The 20,074-nt window shown below is 47.7% G+C and carries 20 protein-coding genes; 17 read left to right on the forward strand and 3 right to left on the reverse strand.

Translation table 11 applies throughout. The annotated features are described in order from the left end of the window. Positions 1–139 precede the first annotated feature (139 nt). From recA to QMA09_RS04120, 11 genes are all read left to right on the forward strand, one after another. Entirely contained in the window at positions 140–1,195 is a 1,056-nt protein-coding gene (gene recA / locus QMA09_RS04070) for a recombinase RecA (RefSeq protein WP_135505276.1), read from the forward strand. A gap of 452 nt (positions 1,196–1,647) precedes the next feature. Continuing rightward, entirely contained in the window at positions 1,648–3,207 is a 1,560-nt protein-coding gene (rny, locus tag QMA09_RS04075; protein WP_135505278.1) for a ribonuclease Y, read from the forward strand. A 66-nt stretch (positions 3,208–3,273) separates the two neighbouring features. Continuing rightward, on the forward strand, positions 3,274–4,071 hold the full coding sequence (locus tag QMA09_RS04080; protein ID WP_135505279.1) for a TIGR00282 family metallophosphoesterase: 798 nt from the start codon (positions 3,274–3,276) through the stop codon (positions 4,069–4,071). A 236-nt stretch (positions 4,072–4,307) separates the two neighbouring features. Further along, positions 4,308–4,736, forward strand: a complete 429-nt coding sequence (locus QMA09_RS04085) for a YlbF/YmcA family competence regulator (protein ID WP_135505280.1) — start codon at positions 4,308–4,310, stop codon at positions 4,734–4,736. 153 nt (positions 4,737–4,889) lie between these two features. Then, complete coding sequence (gene mutS / locus QMA09_RS04090; RefSeq protein WP_290212102.1) at positions 4,890–7,415, forward strand: DNA mismatch repair protein MutS; 2,526 nt, start codon at positions 4,890–4,892, stop codon at positions 7,413–7,415. Positions 7,416–7,419: 4 nt separating this feature from the next. After that, positions 7,420–9,264 (forward strand): DNA mismatch repair endonuclease MutL, encoded by a 1,845-nt coding sequence (mutL, locus tag QMA09_RS04095; protein WP_290212103.1) that lies wholly within the window; start codon positions 7,420–7,422, stop codon positions 9,262–9,264. A 47-nt stretch (positions 9,265–9,311) separates the two neighbouring features. Continuing rightward, positions 9,312–10,973, forward strand: a complete 1,662-nt coding sequence (locus QMA09_RS04100; RefSeq protein ID WP_290212104.1) for a glycerol-3-phosphate dehydrogenase/oxidase — start codon at positions 9,312–9,314, stop codon at positions 10,971–10,973. Continuing rightward, positions 10,970–11,890, forward strand: coding sequence for an alpha/beta hydrolase (locus QMA09_RS04105; protein WP_290212105.1), 921 nt, complete (start codon positions 10,970–10,972; stop codon positions 11,888–11,890). The genes QMA09_RS04100 and QMA09_RS04105 overlap by 4 nt, the downstream gene beginning before the upstream one ends. Then, positions 11,883–12,830, forward strand: coding sequence for a tRNA (adenosine(37)-N6)-dimethylallyltransferase MiaA (gene miaA, locus QMA09_RS04110; RefSeq protein WP_290212106.1), 948 nt, complete (start codon positions 11,883–11,885; stop codon positions 12,828–12,830). Before QMA09_RS04105 ends, miaA begins: the two co-directional genes overlap by 8 nt. 20 nt (positions 12,831–12,850) lie before the next feature. Beyond that, positions 12,851–13,075 carry an RNA chaperone Hfq gene (gene hfq, locus QMA09_RS04115; protein ID WP_135505292.1) on the forward strand — a complete coding sequence of 75 codons (225 nt, stop codon included), beginning with the start codon at positions 12,851–12,853 and terminating at the stop codon, positions 13,073–13,075. A gap of 62 nt (positions 13,076–13,137) precedes the next feature. Then, positions 13,138–13,437 (forward strand): rhodanese-like domain-containing protein, encoded by a 300-nt coding sequence (locus QMA09_RS04120; RefSeq protein WP_290212107.1) that lies wholly within the window; start codon positions 13,138–13,140, stop codon positions 13,435–13,437. Positions 13,438–13,485: 48 nt separating this feature from the next. Here the strand turns inward: QMA09_RS04120 and QMA09_RS04125 are convergent, their stop codons facing one another. Then, positions 13,486–14,100 (reverse strand): trimeric intracellular cation channel family protein, encoded by a 615-nt coding sequence (locus QMA09_RS04125; protein ID WP_135505296.1) that lies wholly within the window; start codon positions 14,098–14,100, stop codon positions 13,486–13,488. A 108-nt stretch (positions 14,101–14,208) separates the two neighbouring features. Here QMA09_RS04125 and QMA09_RS04130 point away from each other — a divergent pair, with 108 nt between their 5' ends. The 3 genes from QMA09_RS04130 to glnA all read left to right on the forward strand — a co-directional run bounded on the left by QMA09_RS04130 (position 14,209) and on the right by glnA (position 17,321). Continuing rightward, positions 14,209–15,441, forward strand: coding sequence for a methionine gamma-lyase family protein (locus tag QMA09_RS04130; protein ID WP_290212108.1), 1,233 nt, complete (start codon positions 14,209–14,211; stop codon positions 15,439–15,441). A gap of 122 nt (positions 15,442–15,563) precedes the next feature. Next, entirely contained in the window at positions 15,564–15,947 is a 384-nt protein-coding gene (locus QMA09_RS04135; protein WP_290212148.1) for a MerR family transcriptional regulator, read from the forward strand. A 39-nt stretch (positions 15,948–15,986) separates the two neighbouring features. After that, positions 15,987–17,321, forward strand: a complete 1,335-nt coding sequence (glnA, locus tag QMA09_RS04140; RefSeq protein WP_290212109.1) for a type I glutamate--ammonia ligase — start codon at positions 15,987–15,989, stop codon at positions 17,319–17,321. A gap of 47 nt (positions 17,322–17,368) precedes the next feature. On the opposite strand, the gene QMA09_RS04145 is transcribed toward glnA, so the two are convergent. Then, a complete protein-coding gene (locus tag QMA09_RS04145; RefSeq protein WP_290212110.1) occupies positions 17,369–17,686 on the reverse strand; it encodes a TM2 domain-containing protein in 318 nt (105 codons plus the stop codon). Between the two features lie 239 nt (positions 17,687–17,925). Here QMA09_RS04145 and QMA09_RS04150 point away from each other — a divergent pair, with 239 nt between their 5' ends. From QMA09_RS04150 to QMA09_RS04160, 3 genes are all read left to right on the forward strand, one after another. Next, entirely contained in the window at positions 17,926–18,126 is a 201-nt protein-coding gene (locus QMA09_RS04150) for a hypothetical protein (protein WP_135505303.1), read from the forward strand. A gap of 172 nt (positions 18,127–18,298) precedes the next feature. Next, positions 18,299–18,493: a hypothetical protein gene (locus QMA09_RS04155; protein ID WP_135505305.1), complete on the forward strand. Its 195-nt coding sequence runs from the start codon at positions 18,299–18,301 to the stop codon at positions 18,491–18,493. Between the two features lie 70 nt (positions 18,494–18,563). Beyond that, positions 18,564–19,298, forward strand: coding sequence for a class I SAM-dependent methyltransferase (locus tag QMA09_RS04160; RefSeq protein ID WP_290212111.1), 735 nt, complete (start codon positions 18,564–18,566; stop codon positions 19,296–19,298). Between the two features lie 60 nt (positions 19,299–19,358). Here the strand turns inward: QMA09_RS04160 and lexA are convergent, their stop codons facing one another. Further along, on the reverse strand, positions 19,359–19,979 hold the full coding sequence (gene lexA / locus QMA09_RS04165; RefSeq protein ID WP_290212112.1) for a transcriptional repressor LexA: 621 nt from the start codon (positions 19,977–19,979) through the stop codon (positions 19,359–19,361). Between the last annotated feature and the right edge of the window lie 95 nt (positions 19,980–20,074).

The following is a 20,074-nucleotide window of genomic DNA, read 5'->3' on the forward strand; positions in this document are numbered from 1 at the left end:
TGGCCTCTATAGCTAAATCAAAAATCATATTTAAAACACGAACACGAATAAACGTTCGCATTTCTCTTGTGTATTTCTCAATAACCTAGTATACTAGAAACAGGTAGAAAAATTGGTTTTATTAAGAGGAGGACTTTTTTTGAGCGATCGTAAAGCAGCATTGGATATGGCGTTAAAAGGAATAGAAAAGCAATTCGGTAAAGGTTCGGTCATGAAATTAGGCGAGAAAAGCGACCGCAATGTATCATCGGTTTCAAGTGGATCATTGGCGATTGATACTGCGCTGGGAATAGGCGGATACCCGCGCGGGCGGGTCATCGAAATTTACGGACCTGAAAGTTCAGGTAAAACGACCGTTTCGCTTCATGCAATCGCGGAAGCGCAAGCGGCAGGCGGCACAGCGGCATTTATCGATGCCGAGCATGCGCTTGATCCGGTTTACGCAAAAAATCTTGGTGTTAATATCGATGAGCTATTGCTGTCACAGCCTGATACAGGTGAGCAAGCGCTTGAAATTACGGAAGCATTAGTGCGAAGCGGTGCAGTTGACATCGTAGTCATTGACTCCGTAGCGGCACTTGTGCCAAAAGCTGAGATCGAAGGCGAAATGGGCGACTCGCATATGGGCTTGCAGGCTCGCTTAATGTCCCAAGCTTTGCGTAAATTATCCGGTATTATCAACAAGTCGAATACGATTGTTATTTTCATCAACCAGATCCGTGAGAAAATCGGTGTGATGTTCGGTAACCCGGAAACAACTCCAGGCGGCCGTGCTTTGAAATTCTATTCTTCAGTACGCATGGAAATCAGACGCGCTGAAGCATTGAAATCAGGCAATGACATCATCGGTAACAGAACAAAGATCAAAGTTGTCAAAAACAAAGTTGCTCCACCGTTCCGTACAGCGGAAGTGGACATCATGTACGGCAAAGGGATTTCACGCGAAGGTGAAATCGTCGATATCGGTTCTGATCTGGAAATCATCCAGAAGAGTGGTTCATGGTATTCGTACAAAGAAGAACGCATCGGGCAAGGCCGTGAAAACGCTAAGCAGTTCTTAATGGCGAATCCTGAAATCCGCAACGAAATCTCCAACAAAGTCCGTGAATCTTTGGGCATGGCTGCAGCAACGTATACGATTGCCGCAAATGCTGATGAGCCGGAAGAGTTCAATCTTTTGATTGACGAAGAATAAGCAGGGAAGCTATGCTTCTTGAAGACGGCCGCCGAGCATTCGCTTGGCGGCTTTTCTGTGGCTTTTTAAATTGCTTACCTCTAAAGTGGCGGCAAAAAGCGCCGTCCCAGTCAAGGCCTCCAGCGCTTGTCGGAACTAGATGGGCACCTGCGCTTTTCGTGGTGTCCAGTCTCCGGCGCCCAGTTCCTCGAGACGCTTCGGCCTTGCCAATGACGGCAAAAAGCGCCGTCCCCGGCAAAGCCTCCAGCGCTTGTCGGAACCAAACGGGCGCCTGCGCTTTTCTGGGAGTTTCCATGGGTTGACACTTCTTAGTACCAACTATACAATTAAGTTGTATCTACGCATCTAACTAGTGCGGTGACGCATTTTTACAACGATTGATGCAAGTAAATGTTTTACTTTAATTCATTTTTTGAAACTGTAGAAAAAGAATAGCAAGAGGAGGTGTTCGAATGGGAATTTCTGAGATCATCTTCGCTTTGCTTGGTATCATCGTCGGTGTAGTTGTTGGCTATTTTGTTCTTAAAAAACAAAACGATTCCGATATAGCAGGCGCTAAAAACTCTGCGGAGCAAATTGTTGAAGATGCGAAGAGAGAAGCAGAAGCGCTGAAAAAAGAAGCTTTATTGGAAGCGAAAGACGAGAATCATAAATTGCGTACTGAAACAGAATCTGAAATTCGGGAACGCCGATTGGAACTTCAAAGACAAGAAAATCGGTTGTTGCAGAGAGAAGAAAATTTGGATCGCAAGGATGATGCATTAAACAAAAGAGAAGCGAGCCTTGAACGCAAGGATGAAACTCTCGCAGAAAAACAACAGCATATTGTACAGATGGAGAGCAAAGCAGAGGATTTAGTCCAGAAGCAGCAGTCCGAGATGGAACGCATTTCTTCATTGACACGCGAAGAAGCGAAATCGATCATCCTGCAGCAAGTTGAAAATGAACTTTCAACAGATATTGCGGTCATGGTGAAAGAAACCGAAGCGCGTGCCAAAGAAGAATCGGACAAGAAAGCGAAGAATATCCTATCGTTGGCAATGCAGCGTTTTGCTGCTGACCATGTCGCAGAAACGACTGTTTCTGTGGTGAACTTGCCAAATGATGAGATGAAAGGCCGGATCATCGGGCGCGAAGGACGAAACATCCGAACGCTTGAAACGCTGACAGGCATCGATTTGATCATCGATGATACACCAGAAGCGGTTATCCTTTCCGGCTTCGATCCGATCAGACGTGAAACAGCCCGGTTGGCTCTTGAAAAATTGGTATCCGACGGCCGTATCCACCCTGCACGCATCGAAGAAATGGTTGAGAAATCACGCCGCGAAGTGGACGAGCAGATCCGTGAAATCGGTGAACAAACGACATTTGATGTCGGCGTCCATAATTTGCACCCTGATTTGATCAAAATTCTTGGCCGCTTGCGCTACCGCACAAGTTATGGCCAAAACGTCCTGAAGCACTCGGTTGAAGTTGCTTTCCTTTCCGGCTTGATGGCCGCGGAGCTTGGCGAAGACGTCACACTAGCAAGACGTGCCGGCCTTCTTCATGATATCGGTAAAGCCATTGACCACGAAGTTGAAGGAAGCCACGTCGAAATCGGTGTGGAGCTTGGAACGAAGTACAAAGAGCATCCAGTTGTCATCAACTCAATTGCTTCCCACCACGGGGACACGGAAGCGACGTCGATCATTTCCGTTATCGTCGCTGCAGCAGATGCTTTGTCTGCCGCACGTCCGGGTGCACGCAGTGAGACATTGGAAAATTATATCCGCAGACTTGAAAAACTTGAAGAGATTTCCGAATCGTACGAAGGCGTTGAGAAATCATTCGCCATTCAAGCGGGACGCGAAATCCGCATAATGGTCCGCCCGGAACAAATCGACGACATGACAGCCCATAGGCTTGCCCGCGATATCCGTAAACGGATTGAAGAAGAGCTTGACTACCCAGGGCACATTAAAGTGACCGTCATCCGGGAGACACGAGCAGTTGAATACGCAAAATAATAGGATTGGGGCTTCGATGAATGTCTATTCAAAGAAGCCTTTTTCTTATGGGAAAAGGTGATAGTTGTGAAAATTTTATTTATCGGTGATATCGTCGGTTCGATCGGACGGGACGCGCTGGAATCTTATTTGCCTCGTTTGAAACGGAAGTACGCACCGGATGTCGTCATTGCCAACGGTGAAAACGCTGCGGCAGGGCGCGGCATTACAAAGTCGATTTACCAAGACCTGATGTTCATGGGCGTCGATATGGTGACGATGGGGAACCACACATGGGACCAGAAAGAGATTTTTGATTTTATTGATGAAGTCGATTACTTGATCCGCCCGGCGAACTTCTCGCCGGAAGCACCGGGCAGAGGTATGGCGACGGTTACAAAAAATGGCCAGACGCTGTCCGTCATCAACCTCCATGGCCGTGTCTTTTTGCCGCCGCATGACGATCCGTTCCAAAAGGCGGATGAGTTGATCGCTGAAGCGAAAGAGATTTCGCCGCTGGTTTTCGTCGATTTCCATGCCGAAGCGACGAGCGAGAAAATCGCAATGGGCTGGCATCTGGATGGCCGTGCGTCCGTTGTTGTCGGAACGCATACCCATGTCCAAACCGCGGATGCGCGGATTTTGCCGAACGGTACCGCTTATATCTCGGATGTCGGCATGACAGGCCCCTATGATGAAGTGCTCGGAATGACAAAGGAATCGGTGTTGTACCGTTTCCGGACGAACATGCCGACACGCTTTGAAGTGCCGAAGCGCGGACGTTCAGTCGTCAGCGGATTTTTCACGGAAGTGGATGACCAAAGCGGCAAAGCGATTTCATACGAACGCATCTACATCAACGACGATTACCCATTCCAGAACTAAGATTTCGTGTCCATTCTCCGACAATTCGCCATTGTGCCTTGTAGAGCCCCAGTGCTTTTCAGTATAATGAATGAAAGAACAAAGCAGGCGAGAAAGGGTGCTGCAGCGGAGTTTTCGCAAGTCGGAACTCTTGTCGAACGGACGCTTTTACCTGTACAATAAATCTAATAAATAAAGGCTGTTGAACGGTGGTTTAATGGACAGCGTTGCCAGCCAAGAAATGGGTGTCTACGAGAATGGCTTATACAAAAGATGAAATTATCGCAAAAGCACGCGAAGTAGCAGATATGATTGCTGATACAGAAGAAGTTGAATTCTTCAAACGTGCAGAAGCGCAAATAAACGAAAACCAGAAAGTCCGCGAGAAAATCGCGAGCATGAAGAGCTTGCAAAAACAAGCAGTCAATTTCCAGCATTACGGAAAAGAACGTGCGCTTGGATTGATCGAAGGCAAGATCCAGAAAATCGAAGAAGAAATCGATGAAGTGCCGATTGTCCAGGAGTTCAAGCAATCGCAAAGCGACGTCAATGCATTGCTGCAAATGGTCTCGACGGCAATCGCCAACCGCGTGACGAACAACATCATCACTGCGACAGGCGGAGATTTGCTGCGCGGCGAAACCGGATCGAAAGTACGCAACGATTCACCGGGCAGCTGCTCATAACAATTACATTCAATATCGGGCTGCGCTTTGTGCGCCGGACGATTTTGCAATAAGGGAAACTGAAAGAGCTGCGGCTCTTTCAGTTTTTTCTTTTCTGCTGTTGTTTTTGCTATAATGGTGAGACTACGAAAAGTTCTGAAAGAGGTATTAAAAATGGCTCCTACACCAATGATGCAACAATATTTGCAAGTAAAATCCGATTACCAGGACGCGTTCCTGTTTTTTCGCTTAGGCGACTTTTACGAAATGTTTTATGACGATGCATTGAGAGCGTCGCAAATTCTGGAGATTACATTGACGAGCCGCGGCGGCACAGGCGAAGACCGCATTCCGATGTGCGGCGTGCCCCATCACGCGGCGCAGAACTATATTGATCAGCTTATTTCCAAAGGCCATAAAGTGGCGATGTGCGAACAAGTGGAAGATCCGAAAACGACGAAAGGCATGGTCAAGCGCGAAGTTGTGCGCCTCATCACGCCGGGAACCTATACCGAAGGCAAAAGCGTCGATTCAAAATCGAATCTATTTCTCGCAGCAGCTGAACAGACAGGAGAAGGCTTCGCTTTGTCTTACGTCGACGTCAGCACAGGCGAAGCGGCAGCTGTCTACATAGCAGGCACGGAAAAAGCGCTGTTGCAGGAATTGCAGTCGCTGAACATCCGTGAGCTGGTCGTCTCCGAGCAATTGTTTTTATTGCTGAACGAAGAGACCCAGCAGCTCATTTTGTCGATTGAACCGATGGACCATATTTACGAAGCGGATGAACGCCTGACCGCCCAGTGTCCGGATGATTTAAAGCAAAGCATTTTGCGTCTGCTGACGTATATTTCGCGCACCCAGAAACAATCGCTGGACCATATCCAGCCTTTTGTCTTCAATGAAAACAGCCAGCTCTTATCGATCGATTTCCATTCCAAGCGAAATTTGGAATTGCTGCAATCAATCCGCGGCGGGGAAACAAAAGGCACCTTGCTGTGGCTTTTGGATGAAACAGTGACAGCGATGGGCAGCCGCAAGCTGAAACAATGGCTGCATCAGCCGTTGGCAAACCGCAGTGCGATTGAAAAACGCCAGACAATGGTCGAAGCGTTGATCGGCAATTATTTTGCGCGTGTGGAATTGCAGGGGCTTTTGAAAGAAGTGTACGATTTGGAACGGTTGAGCGGGCGGATTGCTTTTGGCAGTGCCAGCGGCCGTGATTTAGCCCAGCTGCGGAGCTCGCTTGAGAAAGTCCCGTCCATTATCGCAGAGCTTGCCAATTCAGGCTACGGCGCACTTGAAGAGTTCAGCGGAAAACTGGACCGCTGTGAAGAAGTGGGCGAATTGCTTGAAGCTATCAGCGTCAATCCACCTTTGTCTGTGAAAGAAGGAGGCGTCATTCGGGACGGTTTCCACGAAAAACTGGATGAATACCGCTACGCCTCGCGAAATGGAAAAGACTGGATCGCGCAGCTCGAACAAGAAGAGCGACGATTAACCGGTATTAAATCATTGAAAATCGGCTATAATCGCATTTTTGGCTATTATATTGAAATATCGAAAGCGAATATGCATTTGGCGGACTTGGATCGCTATGACCGCAAACAGACGCTGGCGAATGCCGAACGCTATATTACCCCTGAATTGAAAGAAAAAGAGACCTTGATATTGACGGCTGAAGAAGAAAGCTTGAACCTGGAGTATGAATTATTCGTCAAGATCCGGGAAGAAGTCAAAGTGTTTATTACCCGCATCCAGGATTTAGCTTCGACACTCAGCGAACTGGACGTCTTTATGAGCTTCGCCAACGTCGCGGAAAATTATCGCTTTGTGAAGCCTGAATTCAATGACACGCGGGAAATTTCGATTATCGAAGGCCGACATCCGGTCGTTGAAAAAATGCTGAACAAGCAGCATTATGTGCCGAATGATTGTGTGTTGACCAATAGCCAGAATATGCTGTTGATCACAGGGCCGAATATGTCCGGTAAAAGTACATATATGCGCCAAGTTGCCTTGACGATCGTGTTGGCGCAGATCGGCAGCTATGTGCCTGCCGAATCGGCGAACTTGCCGATTGTCGACCAGATTTTCACGCGCATCGGAGCGGCAGACGATTTGGTTTCCGGCCAAAGTACATTCATGGTCGAAATGCTTGAATCGCAATACGCCATTACCCATGCGACCAGCCGAAGCCTGTTGTTATTCGATGAAATCGGCCGCGGGACGTCGACCTATGATGGCATGGCGCTCGCCCAGTCGATGATTGAGTATATCCACGAACACATCGGTGCCAATACCTTGTTTTCGACGCATTACCACGAATTGACGGCATTGGACCAGTCGCTCGACAAACTAAGCAATGTCCATGTCGCGGCAATGGAGCAATCCGGCAAAGTGGTGTTTTTGCATAAAGTGAAAAAAGGGCCGGCAGACAAAAGCTACGGCATCCATGTTGCGGAATTGGCGGAGTTGCCTCAGCCGATCCTGGCCCGTGCCCGCGAACTGCTGGCGAGTTTCGAAGCGGAAAACAAAAAACACGTCAGCCAAGTGGAGCAATTATCATTCTTCGATGACCGTGACACTGCGGGCGAAGAAGTGCTGCAGGCGATTTCGGACATTAATATTTCCGCAATGACGCCTTTGCAATCGCTGCAATTGCTCAATGACCTGCAGGCAAAGCTAAGCGAAAAGGAGTGACTTTATGGGAATAATCCAATTAATGGATGAACCATTATCCAATAAAATAGCTGCTGGGGAAGTGGTCGAACGGCCGGCTTCTGTCGTCAAGGAATTGGTGGAGAATGCCATTGATGCAGGCGGTACAGCGATTGAAGTGTTATTGATCGAAGCTGGACTGACTTCCATTCAGATCATCGACAACGGGGCAGGCATGGACGCGGAAGATGCTCTATTGTCTTTCTCGCGGCACGCTACGAGCAAAATCACGAATGAGCATGACCTGTTCCGCATCCGGACGCTCGGTTTCCGTGGCGAGGCGCTTGCCAGTATCGCGTCGGTGTCAAAAGTCACTCTTCATACATCAGACGGCATCTCCGGCACATTCGTCCAATTGGAAGGCGGACGCTTGGTCGAGCACCGTCCAGGCTCTTTGAGAAAAGGCACCGACATCCGCATCGATCAATTGTTTTTCAATACTCCGGCCCGCTTGAAATACCTGAAAACGCTGCAAACTGAACTGGGTCATTCCATCGATTTGATGAACCGCTTTGCGCTCAGCTACCCAGGCGTCGCCTTCAAATTGGTGCACGAGGGCAAAACAGTGCTCCAGACTTCCGGCAGCGGAGAGATCAAGCGTGTCATTTCCGATATATATGGCGTTTCAATTGCTAAAAAAATGATTCCGTTTGAAGGGGAAACCCAGGATTACAAGGTTTCCGGGTATGCGTCATTGCCGGAAATCACCCGTGCCAATAAAAACTATATTTCGTTGTTCGTCAACGGAAGGTGGGTCAAGCATTACGCCATTGCCAATACTGTGCATAAGGCATACCATACGTTCTTGCCGTTGGAACGTCAGCCGCTCGTCATTTTAAATATCCAGGGAGATCCTTATTTGACGGATGTCAATGTCCATCCAGCCAAGCAGCAAATTCGGCTGAGCAAGGAAAAGGAGTTGATGGAATTGGTGCATGCAACAATACGCCAAGCCATCAGTTCAGCAGTCAGAGCGCCGGTTATCGAGCAGCCGAAAGCGGTGAAACAGGCGCCGACAAAGCAGCTGGATTTATGGAAAACATCATTTACAGTAAAAGAACCGATCGAGCCGCCAGCCCATGATTTTCCGCGCACAATGGAAAAGCCGAAAGAACAGCCGGCAATGCAGCAAGGCGAGCCTGCAAGTGACGAATCGGCGCAACAAGCATCAACAGCTTATACACCAGAACCATATCCAGAACCGATAGCCGAACCCGCCGATTTCGAAGAACCGGAAACGGGCCCACAGTTTCCTGAGCTGGAAGTAGTCGGCCAAATTCACGGCACCTATATCGTGGCGCAAAGTTCCGATGGGTTTTACCTCGTCGATCAGCACGCTGCGCAAGAACGCATCAAATACGAATTTTTCCGTGAAAAAGTAGGTGACATCGATTCTTCCGAGCGCCAGGCTTTATTGCTGCCATTAACGTTCCACTACAGCCGCGATGAGGCGCTGCGCCTGAAAGATGCTTTGGCAGTGATGGCGGAAAGCGGCGTATTCATGGAAGAATTCGGCGACACGTCATTTATCGTCCGCGAGCATCCGACATGGTTTCCGAAAGGCTTTGAGCAGGAAATCATCGAAGAAATCATTGAGCAAGTGCTCGATGACCGTAAAGTGGATGTTAAGAAAATCCGCGAAGAAGCGGCAATCATGATGAGCTGTAAAAGATCGATCAAAGCAAACCATTATTTGCAGAAGCATGAAATGGAACGCTTACTGGCAGACTTGAAAAACGCCGAACAGCCGTTTACCTGCCCGCATGGCAGACCGGTAATTGTTCATTTTAAAACATATGATGTTGAAAAAATGTTTAAACGGGTAATGTGAACAAAGGCATAGCTGCGGCCAGTGTCATTGAATGAGGGGGAATAGAGATGTTTTCAGCGAAACAGAGGCCGGAACAAATCGGCAAGCTTTCCAAATACCAGTTTGATGTGTTGGTGATCGGGGGCGGCATTACCGGAGCGGGCATTGCACTGGATGCGGTGTCCCGCGGCATGTCGGTCGCATTGGTTGAAATGCAGGATTTTGCAGCGGGCACATCCAGCCGTTCGACAAAATTGGTTCATGGCGGACTGCGGTATTTAAAGCAGTTCGAGGTGAAGCTTGTTGCGGAAGTCGGCAAAGAACGGGAAATCGTTTATGAAAATGCAGTCCATGTGACAGAACCTCAGCGCATGCTGCTGCCGTTCCACAAGGGCGGAACATTTGGGCCCATTTCGACATCACTTGGCCTTCGGGTCTATGATTTTCTGGCGGGCGTCAAAAAAAGCGAACGCCGCAAGATGCTGAAGCCGGAAGAAGCGCTGGAAAAAGAGCCTTTGCTGAAAAAGGAAGGCTTGCTCGGAGGTGGCTATTACGTCGAATATCGGACAGATGACGCGCGCCTGACGCTGGAAACTTTGAAGAAAGCGGCGGAGGGCGGAGCGGTCTGCCTGAACTATGCAAAGGCGGAAAATTTCCTTTATAAAAACGGCAAAGTCGCTGGCGCACGAATCCTTGATGTTGTGAATGGGCAAAGGTTCGAAGTGGATGCACAGGTAACGATCAATGCATCGGGTCCTTGGGTGGATGAAGTCAGAAGCCTCGATGCAAAGGCGACAGGCAAACAGCTGCGCTTGACGAAAGGTACGCATATCGTCGTCGATCAGAAAAAATTCCCGCTCCGCCATGCCGTCTATTTTGACACGCCGGATAAGCGTATGGTTTTCGCGATTCCTCGGGATACGAAAGTCTATGTCGGCACAACCGATACCTTTTTAGAGCAAAATCCGATCGATCCGAGTGCTACGAAAGAAGATGTCGCCTACTTGATCGAAGCGGTGAGCGGTATGTTTCCGGAAATCCGCTTGGCACCAAGCGACATCGAATCGACATGGGCAGGCGTTAGGCCGCTTATCCTAGAAGAAGGCTTGGACCCGTCCGAAATTTCCCGGAAAGATGAAATCTGGGAATCGGACAACGGTCTGATCTCTATTGGCGGCGGCAAATTGACAGGCTACCGGAAAATGGCGGAAACGATTGTAGACAAAACAGCGAAAAAGCTGGAAAAGAAAACCGGCAAAAAATACGACAGTTCCATTACGAAGCATTTGCCGTTATCGGGCGGCGATTTTGGCGGCTCGGAAAACTTTGGCGGATTCGTCAGCCAAACGGCATTGTCTGCAGGCCAATTCGGCTTGTCAGCAGAAGAAGGCCGGATGCTGGCGCAATTTTTCGGAACAAACGCCGGCAAAGTGTTCGGCTATTATCAGCAAATGCCTGACAACAATCCCCAGGGGCTGCCAAAGTCGTTGGCAGCCATCCTGAAATACATGATTGAAGATGAGATGGCTTTCACCCCTGCAGACTTTTTTGTCAGACGAACGGGTGACCTTTATTTCCATATCGCGGATGTCGTACGCTATAAGGAAAGTGTGCTGGCGTTCATGGCCAGCGAATTGAATTACAGCGAAGAACAGAAAACGCAATACCGCAATGAATTGAACGAAGAAATCCAGCGGGCGACCCGATATGTGAGAGGGGCATTGCAATGAAAATCAACAAAAGTTATGTAGAAATGTCAGATGGCCATGAAGTTTATTGTGAAATGGTATGCCCGCCTTCTCCCATCGGCCATGTCCATGTGATTCACGGCATGGCGGAGCATGTCGGCCGCTACGAGGAATTCATGTTGTTTCTGGCAGCGAAAGGATTTGCGGTATCAGCACACGATCAGCGCGGGCATGGCAAAACAGCTCAACGCAGCGGGACCATCGGATTTTTCGCTGAAGCTGACGGTTTCCAGCGGGTAGTCGATGATGCCAAGGAAATGATCGATCATGCAAAAGATGAATTTGGAGATCTTCCGCTCATCGTGTTCGGCCACAGCATGGGGTCGTTTGTAGTTCGCCGTTTCATCCAATTGCACAGCGCGGGCATCAGCAGCGTTGTGTTGTCAGGAAGCGGTGGAAACCCGGGCTTTTCGGGCAAAGCGGGGCTGGCATTCGCTTTAGCTGCTGCGAAAGCGCAAGGACAGACAGCAGTGAGCGAAGTGCTTGGGAAAATGACGTTTGGCAGTTTTAATAAACCGTTTAAAAACGAAGGATCCGCATATGCTTGGCTCAGCCGGGACAATTCCGAGGTAGCCAAATACGAAGCGGATCCGATGTGCGGTGCGCCATCCACAAATCAATTCTACGTAGATTTATTCACCGGCCTTGATTTGATCCATCGCAAAGCGGAAGTGGGTAAAATCCGCAAAGATTTGCCTTTATTGCTGATCAGCGGTTCCGCTGACCCGGTCGGAGGCAATGGCAAAGGCATCTTCCAGGCGGCTGAACAATACCAGAATGCCGGTATGACAAATGTCCGCGTGCATTTGGCAGAAGGCGGACGGCACGAATTGCTGAATGAAGTTGATAAAGAAGTCCATTACGAAATTATTGCAGATTGGATGTTGGAAAATGATTGATGTAATTGCCATAGTGGGCCCTACGGCTTCCGGCAAAACTGCGCTGAGCCTGGAGCTTGCTAAACGCTTCAATGGTGAAATCATCAATGGCGATTCGATGCAAGTTTACCGCGGCATGTCGATCGGCACAGCGAAAATCAGCGTTGAAGAAATGCAAGGTGTGCCCCACCACTTGCTCGACATCAAGGAACCGGAAGAATCTTTTTCGGTGGCAGAATACCAAGGTCTAGTGCGCGGCAAAATCGAAGAAATCCAATCGCGGGGCAAACTGCCCATCCTTGTAGGCGGATCAGGCCTCTATGTCCAGGCGGTTTTATTCGATTACCGCTTTACGGACGGCCAAGTTGATGAAAAAGTAAGGGCTGCATTATATGAAGAGCTTGAACAGTATGGTCCGCAGCATATACACGATAAATTGATGGCAAGGGACCCGGCAACGGATATTCATCCGAACAACACAAGGCGCGTCATCCGCGCACTTGAAATTTTGGAAAGCGGCGAACAGCAAGCAGACCGCAGCCTGGCGTTGTCCCCGATGTACAATGAGGTTATCATCGGACTCGATATCGACCGCGATGTCCTGTATCAGCGCATCGATGAGCGCGTCGATGTGATGCTGGAGCAGGGTCTTCTGGATGAAGTTGCAGCGCTGCGCGACCGCGGCGTCCGCGATACCCAGTCGATCCAAGCAATCGGCTACAGGGAATTATATGGGTTTCTTGAAGGGACGGCGGATTTTGGGGAAGCGGTCAGCCAGTTAAAACAAAATTCACGGAAATACGCGAAGCGGCAATTCACTTATTTCAAAAACAAGCTGCCTATTTTCTGGATTGATGCATTAGCCGATCTGGAAAAAAACATTCAGGAAATTGAAGCGTTCATGCAGGAAAAAGACCGTGCCCGTCGAATAGAAATAATTGCGGGAAAAAATAAAGACTAGGGGTTATGAGGGGGATATTCATGAAGCCAGTAAACATTCAAGATGTTTATTTGAACCAGCTGCGCAAAAACAATATTTACGTAACTGTATTTTTATTGAATGGTTTTCAATTGAAAGGCACGATTAAATCCTATGATAATTTCACAGTGCTGGTTGAGTCCGAAGGCAAGCAGCAGCTGATTTACAAGCATGCCATTTCGACTTTTTCACCGTCGAAACCGGTTGCGATCGAACATCAGGATTAATCTTTCAGCAAATATGCAAAGGGCTTATAAGCCGTTAACAAGACTAATGGGAGGCAATAACAATGAAATCGATTTCTACTGATGAATTGCAGGAAAAATTGGCAGCTGGCGAAAAGGTTCAGCTGATCGACGTGCGCGAAGATGACGAAGTGGCGGCTGGCATGGTGCCGGGCGCTAAGCACATTGCACTTGGCACATTGCCGGACCGCTTGTCGGAAGTTGACAGCTCCCAAGCAGTGCATGTCATTTGCCGCTCAGGAAAACGCAGCGCGAAAGCGTGCGAAATTCTTGAATCCGGCGGTATCGAAGCCGTCAACGTTGATGGCGGGATGCTGGATTGGAAAGGCGAAACACACGCCTGATCGTAAAACGCAAAAGACCGCCCGGCTTTTAGAAGCCGGGCGGTCTTTTTATTGTGAATGGGTTGTCAGGATTTTACGTGTCGGCAGGCGCCATCTGTAGGTAAAAGAGAGAATGCGCAATGCGGTGATGCAGATAAACAGGATATACAGCATCGAGTCTGTGCGCACCATATCAAAACTGATGAGTATGCCCGCCATCGCAGCCCACACCGCATAAATTTCCGCTTTCAGGACAAGCGGCTTGCGGCCGGCCAGGACATCCCGGACCATGCCTCCGCCGGAACCCGTCAAAACGGCTGCGACGACAACCGCGTATACTGGCATTTCTAAATTCACTGCGTAAAGTGCACCTTGTATAGCAAATGCGGATAACCCGATGGCATCAAAGAAATTGCCCCAGCGGTTCCAATGGCTTAACAGCTTATTCGGAAAAAGGAAAACGAGGGTAACGGACAATAAGGCAAGCTGAAACATCATTTCCTGCTCCCATAAGGCTGATACGGGCACGCCGATCAATAAATTCCGGATTGCACCGCCGCCGAATGCCGTTACAATCCCCAGCAGGTAGACCCCGAAAATATCGTATTCCTCTTCCATTGCAATAATAGCCCCAGACACCGCAAAAGCGATCGTCCCGATGGCACTTAATACTTCCCAAGCCATATGATGCATCCTCCCGAAATGTTCAACTCTATGAATTGTAGCAGAATTTGACGCAATTTCAAGTTTAATTGCATAATAGGGAGTGAGCAAAAAAGAATGGAGAATTAGATGCAAACTACCATACGTGCAATAGAAAATACAATTCAAAACGAGCTGCAAAAAGCGGATGACATCGCCTTTTTGAACCAGAAAAAAGTGTTGGAAGCTTTCCATTCGCAAAAAGTCAGCGACCACCATTTCAATCCTTCCACGGGCTATGGCTATGACGATGAAGGGCGCGATACACTTGAACGCGTTTATGCGGCTGTCTTCAAAGCCGAAGCGGCATTGGTGCGGCCACAGATCATTTCCGGGACGCATGCCATCACGATTTCGTTATTCGGCGTTTTACGGCCGGGCGACGAACTGCTTTATCTGACTGGAAAACCATACGACACCTTGGACTCCATCGTGTCAGGCGGAGAACAGGATACCGGTTCACTGCGGGATTTCGGCATCAGCTACCAGCATGTACCGTTGGCTGAAGACAATAGCGTTGACTGGGAAAATGCAAAAAAATCCATTCACGAACGGACGAAAGTGATCGCCATTCAGCGTTCAAGAGGCTATGATAACCGTCCGTCTTTTACCATAGCCGAGATAGCTGAGATGATTGCTGAAATCCGCGCCATAAAACCCGACGCAATTGTTTTTGTTGATAATTGCTACGGAGAATTTGTCGAAGAACAAGAACCGATTGAAGCGGGTGCTGATTTGATAGCCGGTTCGCTTATCAAAAATCCGGGCGGCGGTATGGCTAAAATTGGCGGCTATATTGCCGGCAGAAAAGATTTAGTGGAAAAATGCGGTTATCGCATGACTTCTCCGGGTATAGGAGGAGAGGCAGGCGCATCACTGAATGCATTGCCGGATATGTACCAGGGGTTTTTCATGGCTCCCCATATCGTGTCGCAGGCATTGAAAGGCGCGATTTTCACTTCCGCGCTTCTGGAATCCGTCGGAATGGCAACATCTCCGCATTTTTCAGCGAAACGGACAGATTTGATCCAATCCGTATCATTCAATTCCGCTGAACAAATGGTGGCTTTCTGCCAAACGATCCAAGCGAGTTCGCCGGTCAATGCGCAATTCAAACCCGAACCTGCCTATATGCCAGGCTATGAAGACGATGTCATCATGGCAGCCGGTACGTTCGTACAAGGGTCAAGCATTGAATTGACCGCTGATGGCCCAATCAGGCCGCCTTACACCGCTTTTGTACAAGGCGGGCTTACTTACGAGCATGTGAAAATAGCTGTCTTGAACTCAATTGAAACCTTAAAGAAATCCAATCTGATTTAACATAAATTTCCGCACATAACCGTGCGGAAATTTTTTATGTTAGAAAACCTAACATTCGTTTGACAAGTTATCTGACATCCTTTACACTAAAGGAGCAGTAATTAGTGAAATGGGTGAAAAACATGACACACCGGGTTCGCAGGACGATGCCGCTTCTTCCTATCAGTATAGTAATGCAGCTGACGGAATTGACAGCGCGCCAAATCCGTTACTACGAAGAGCACGAGTTGATCAGCCCAGCGCGATCGGAAGGGAACAAGCGGATGTTTTCATTAAACGACGTGGACACTCTTCTGGAAATCAAGGATTTTCTGGACCAAGGCATTAATATCGCGGGCATCAAAAAGATTTATGCCCTGCGGTCACAACCTACTATTGAGAAGACAGCGCCACAGACAATCACGGACGCCGAGCTGCGGAAGATATTGAGGGATGAAATGCTGAACTCAAAATCATTCGACAGAGGCGGCATCAGGCAAGGGGATTTATCCCGTTTCTTCAAATGAACCGGGTTACATAAACAATCATAGGAGAGTGAAGCGAACATGAGCAAGTATACTAAAGATGACATTAAACGTTTGGTGCAAGAACAAGAAGTGAACTTTATCCGTCTGCAATTCACAGACATCTTGGGTATCATTAAGAACGTTGAAATCCCTACATCCCAATTGGATAAGGCTTTAGACAACAAAATGATGTTCGACGGTTCTTCTATTGATGGATTTGTACGAATCGAAGAATCAGATATGTACCTATTCCCTGATCTTGACACATGGGTCGTTTTCCCTTGGATCACAGGCAAAGGTAAAGTTGCACGTTTAATCTGCGATATCTACCGTGCAGACGGAACACCGTTTGATGGAGATCCACGCAATAACTTGAAGCGTGTACTGAAAGAAATGGAAGAGCTTGGCTTTACACATTTCAATCTTGGGCCTGAGCCGGAATTCTTCTTGTTCAAATTAGACGAGCGCGGCGAACCATCTTTGGAATTGAACGACAATGGCGGTTATTTTGACTTGGCGCCGATGGACCTTGGCGAAAACTGCCGCCGCGACATCGTGCTTGAGCTGGAGGAAATGGGCTTTGAAATCGAAGCATCCCACCACGAAGTAGCACCTGGCCAACACGAAATCGACTTTAAATACGCGGATGCTGTCAAAGCATGCGACGATATCCAAACATTTAAATTAGTGGTTAAAACCATTGCACGCAAACACGGCCTGCACGCAACATTCATGCCGAAGCCATTGTTCGGCGTCAACGGATCAGGGATGCACATGAACGTTTCCCTATTCAAAGGCAACGAAAATGCTTTCTTGGATGAAGACGGCGAATTGAAGTTGAGCGAAACAGCTTACCAATTCCTTGCAGGAATTCTTGAGCACGCTGAAGGGTTCACAGCTATTACGAACCCGACAGTCAACTCTTACAAACGCCTTGTACCTGGCTACGAAGCACCTTGCTACGTTGCATGGTCTGGACAAAACCGCAGCCCGTTGATCCGCATCCCGGCATCACGCGGATTGTCGACACGCGTAGAAGTACGTTCTGTTGACCCTGCTGCAAATCCTTACTTGGCAATGGCTGTATTATTGGCTGCTGGCCTTGACGGCATCAAGAAGAAAATGACGCCGCCTAAAGCTGTAGACCGCAATATCTACGCAATGAACAGAAAAGAGCGCGAAGCTGTCGGCATCCAAGATCTTCCGCCAACATTGTACGCAGCTCTGCAAGAGTTCCAAAGCAACGAAGTGATGACAAAAGCACTTGGATCACACATCACAAACAACTTTGTAGAAGCGAAAGAAATCGAGTGGGATATGTTCCGCATTGCGGTTCACCCATGGGAGCGCGAGCAATACCTGAAAATGTATTAAGCAAAATGAAACCGCCAGCGCAAATTGCGCTGGCGGTTTTTTAATAATTATGCAATTCTTTCTGCAGGTGATGTAGCCAAAACTTTTTGGATTAGATCTGCTTCAATTTCTGTGTTTCTTGCGCGCAAACGCCCGCCGATAAAGAAAACATCAATCAATGCCCATATTCCAAAACCGCCTAATGTTAATGTCATCGCAATTCCTACACCGATGTCTCCCAAATAATATCTGTGTGCACCGATCGGCGCCAAGAAGAACCAGAGAAGATAGGCTGCCGCCGTGCTCTTTTTCTTGTCCTCATATTCACCATTCAATAACGTCAATTGCTGTGCATTTAAATTCTGTTTTGCTAAAAGATTATCCATCTTTTCTCTCACTCCCCTTATAATTTGATTTTACTAATTTTTTAGCATTTGTAAAGCTAATTAACTAATTAAAATACATAAAATGTATTTTTATTTTTAAAATTTTTTCCGGAATTATTATTATGAAGCGTTTAGCGCAATGGGCACCGGGGTATTATTTAATAGAATTCATAAATAGGATTAATAACCCGTACTGAATTTTCTTAGTGCTTAAGAAGATTTTGTGGGGGGTGATTAATTTGACAAAAATTCAAGGGGTAAAAGATCTGCTGAAGTATTTAGAATCAGCAGGGTGCCCGATGACTGAAGAGCAGATTAATGAAGGCATTGCAAAAAGGCAGATTCCACATAGCCAGTCCTACGCCAATACAATCTTTTTTGACTTGAGGCATATCGATTGGTGGATTTCGGAACAGCAAAAGCAAGAAAGCAAAAATTGAATACGATCTTCGGAAAACCGGTACCCCGGATTCGGCTCCCCAAGAGTCCGTATCCGGGGTTTTCCCTATTTTTTTATGCGATTGAATTCAAAAAAAGAATGCACAACACACCCCTTTCATGGTGTATGATAGACAGAAGCGAAAATAATCTGATTTTAAGGAGGCCCTATGCATGAAAACTTTTCAAGTGGAATTTTATTTTGACCAAGGCAATACTATTGTCCTGACATCATATGCAGAAGATAAGGAATCAGCATTGCGGAATATTCCTACCCATGGCACGTTTGAAATTACTGACCAGGACAACGATCGCCTATACCGTATCACCATCACTCAAGTAAAATACATCATGGTCTATGAATTATAAGGCCTGAAGCATCGCGTTTTATCGGATGCTTTTTTTATGCAGAAAATTAATGGCAGGGAGCTGGCTATGGATGGAATACAGAGGTTCAAGTGTTTACGATGAAAAAGATTTTTTGAATCGTTATTTAAAGCGGCGCAACCGCAAAGAAAGTCCAAACAACGCGATTGAAGAACCGATAATTTGGAAGCTGGCTGGCGACGTCAAAGGCAAAGAAATTTTGGATCTGGGCTGCGGAGACGGCTCATTCGGCCAAAAGCTGCTTGCGGCAGGGGCGGCATCGTATACAGGGATTGAAGGCTCTACAGAGATGGCGCAATTGGCTACCAAAGCCACAGCGTCTCTGGGAGGGGAAATCGAAACAGCAGACCTTGAGCTGTTTAAAGCAAACGGTGCGCAATACGATTTGATCGTCTCCCGTTTTGTCATCCATTACCTGTCAGATATCGAGCGCTTGTTTGAAGAAGTCCACCGCTCGCTGCTGCCGGGCGGGAAATTCGTTTTCACTGTACAGCACCCGGTTACCACAGCAGCATTTACCAGCAAAGACCAAGGGGAGCTTAGAGGCGATTGGCTGGTGGATGATTATTTCAAGGAAGGCAAACGCCAAGAACCTTGGATAGGAAAGACGGTCGTCAAGCATCACCGGACAATTGAAACCTATTTCACAGCGCTTGCGAATGCAGCGCTTACTGTAACGGCACTCAAAGAGGGCCATCCTGTGCGGGCCAATTTTGATTCCGATGCTGAGTTTGAACGGCGGGAACGCATTCCGCTGATGCTGATTTTGGCTGGCCAAAAAAAATAATGGCAATTAAAAAAGCGCTGAGAGAAATTTCTCTCGGCGCTTTTATGCTTGTGTATGTGATTAATGTAATTGGCGGTATACGCCGACCACTTTTCCAAGGATGGAGACCTGGTCTACGATGATTGGATCCATCGATGAGTTTTCAGGCTGCAGGCGGAAATAATTGTCTTCTTTGAAAAATCGTTTGACTGTCGCTTCGTCATCAGCGGTCATCGCCACAACGATGTCGCCGTTGTTAGCGGTTTGCTGTTGTTTAACTACGACATAGTCACCATTCAGGATGCCAGCTTCAATCATACTTTCTCCCATGATTTCAAGCATGAAAATATGGTCGTCTTCTGTTCCGTAGGTTTGTGGGAGCGGGAAATATTCTTCCACATTTTCAATCGCAGTGATCGGAACGCCAGCAGTTACTTTACCGACGAGCGGTACATGAAGGACAGGGCTTTTCTCGATCAGTGAATCGTCTGTGCTGATAATTTCGATTGCTCTCGGTTTTGTCGGGTCGCGGCGGATCAAGCCTTTGCTTTCAAGGCGGGCAAGATGGCCATGGACAGTCGAGCTTGATGCCAAGCCAACTGCTTCTCCGATTTCACGTACGGATGGCGGATAGCCCTTAGCCCGGACTTCATCTTTTATGAATGTCAAAATATCTTCTTGGCGCTTCGATACTTTTTTCAACAGTTTCACCTCTTTTTAGTAGTTCAGCATGTTTTCTACCAATAGTATACCAACTTGGGATATGAAATGCAAACATAGGTTCGAATTTATTTGTT

It is taken from the genome of Planococcus sp. APC 3906 (genome assembly GCF_030407685.1).
Taxonomy (GTDB): domain Bacteria; phylum Bacillota; class Bacilli; order Bacillales_A; family Planococcaceae; genus Planococcus; species Planococcus koreensis.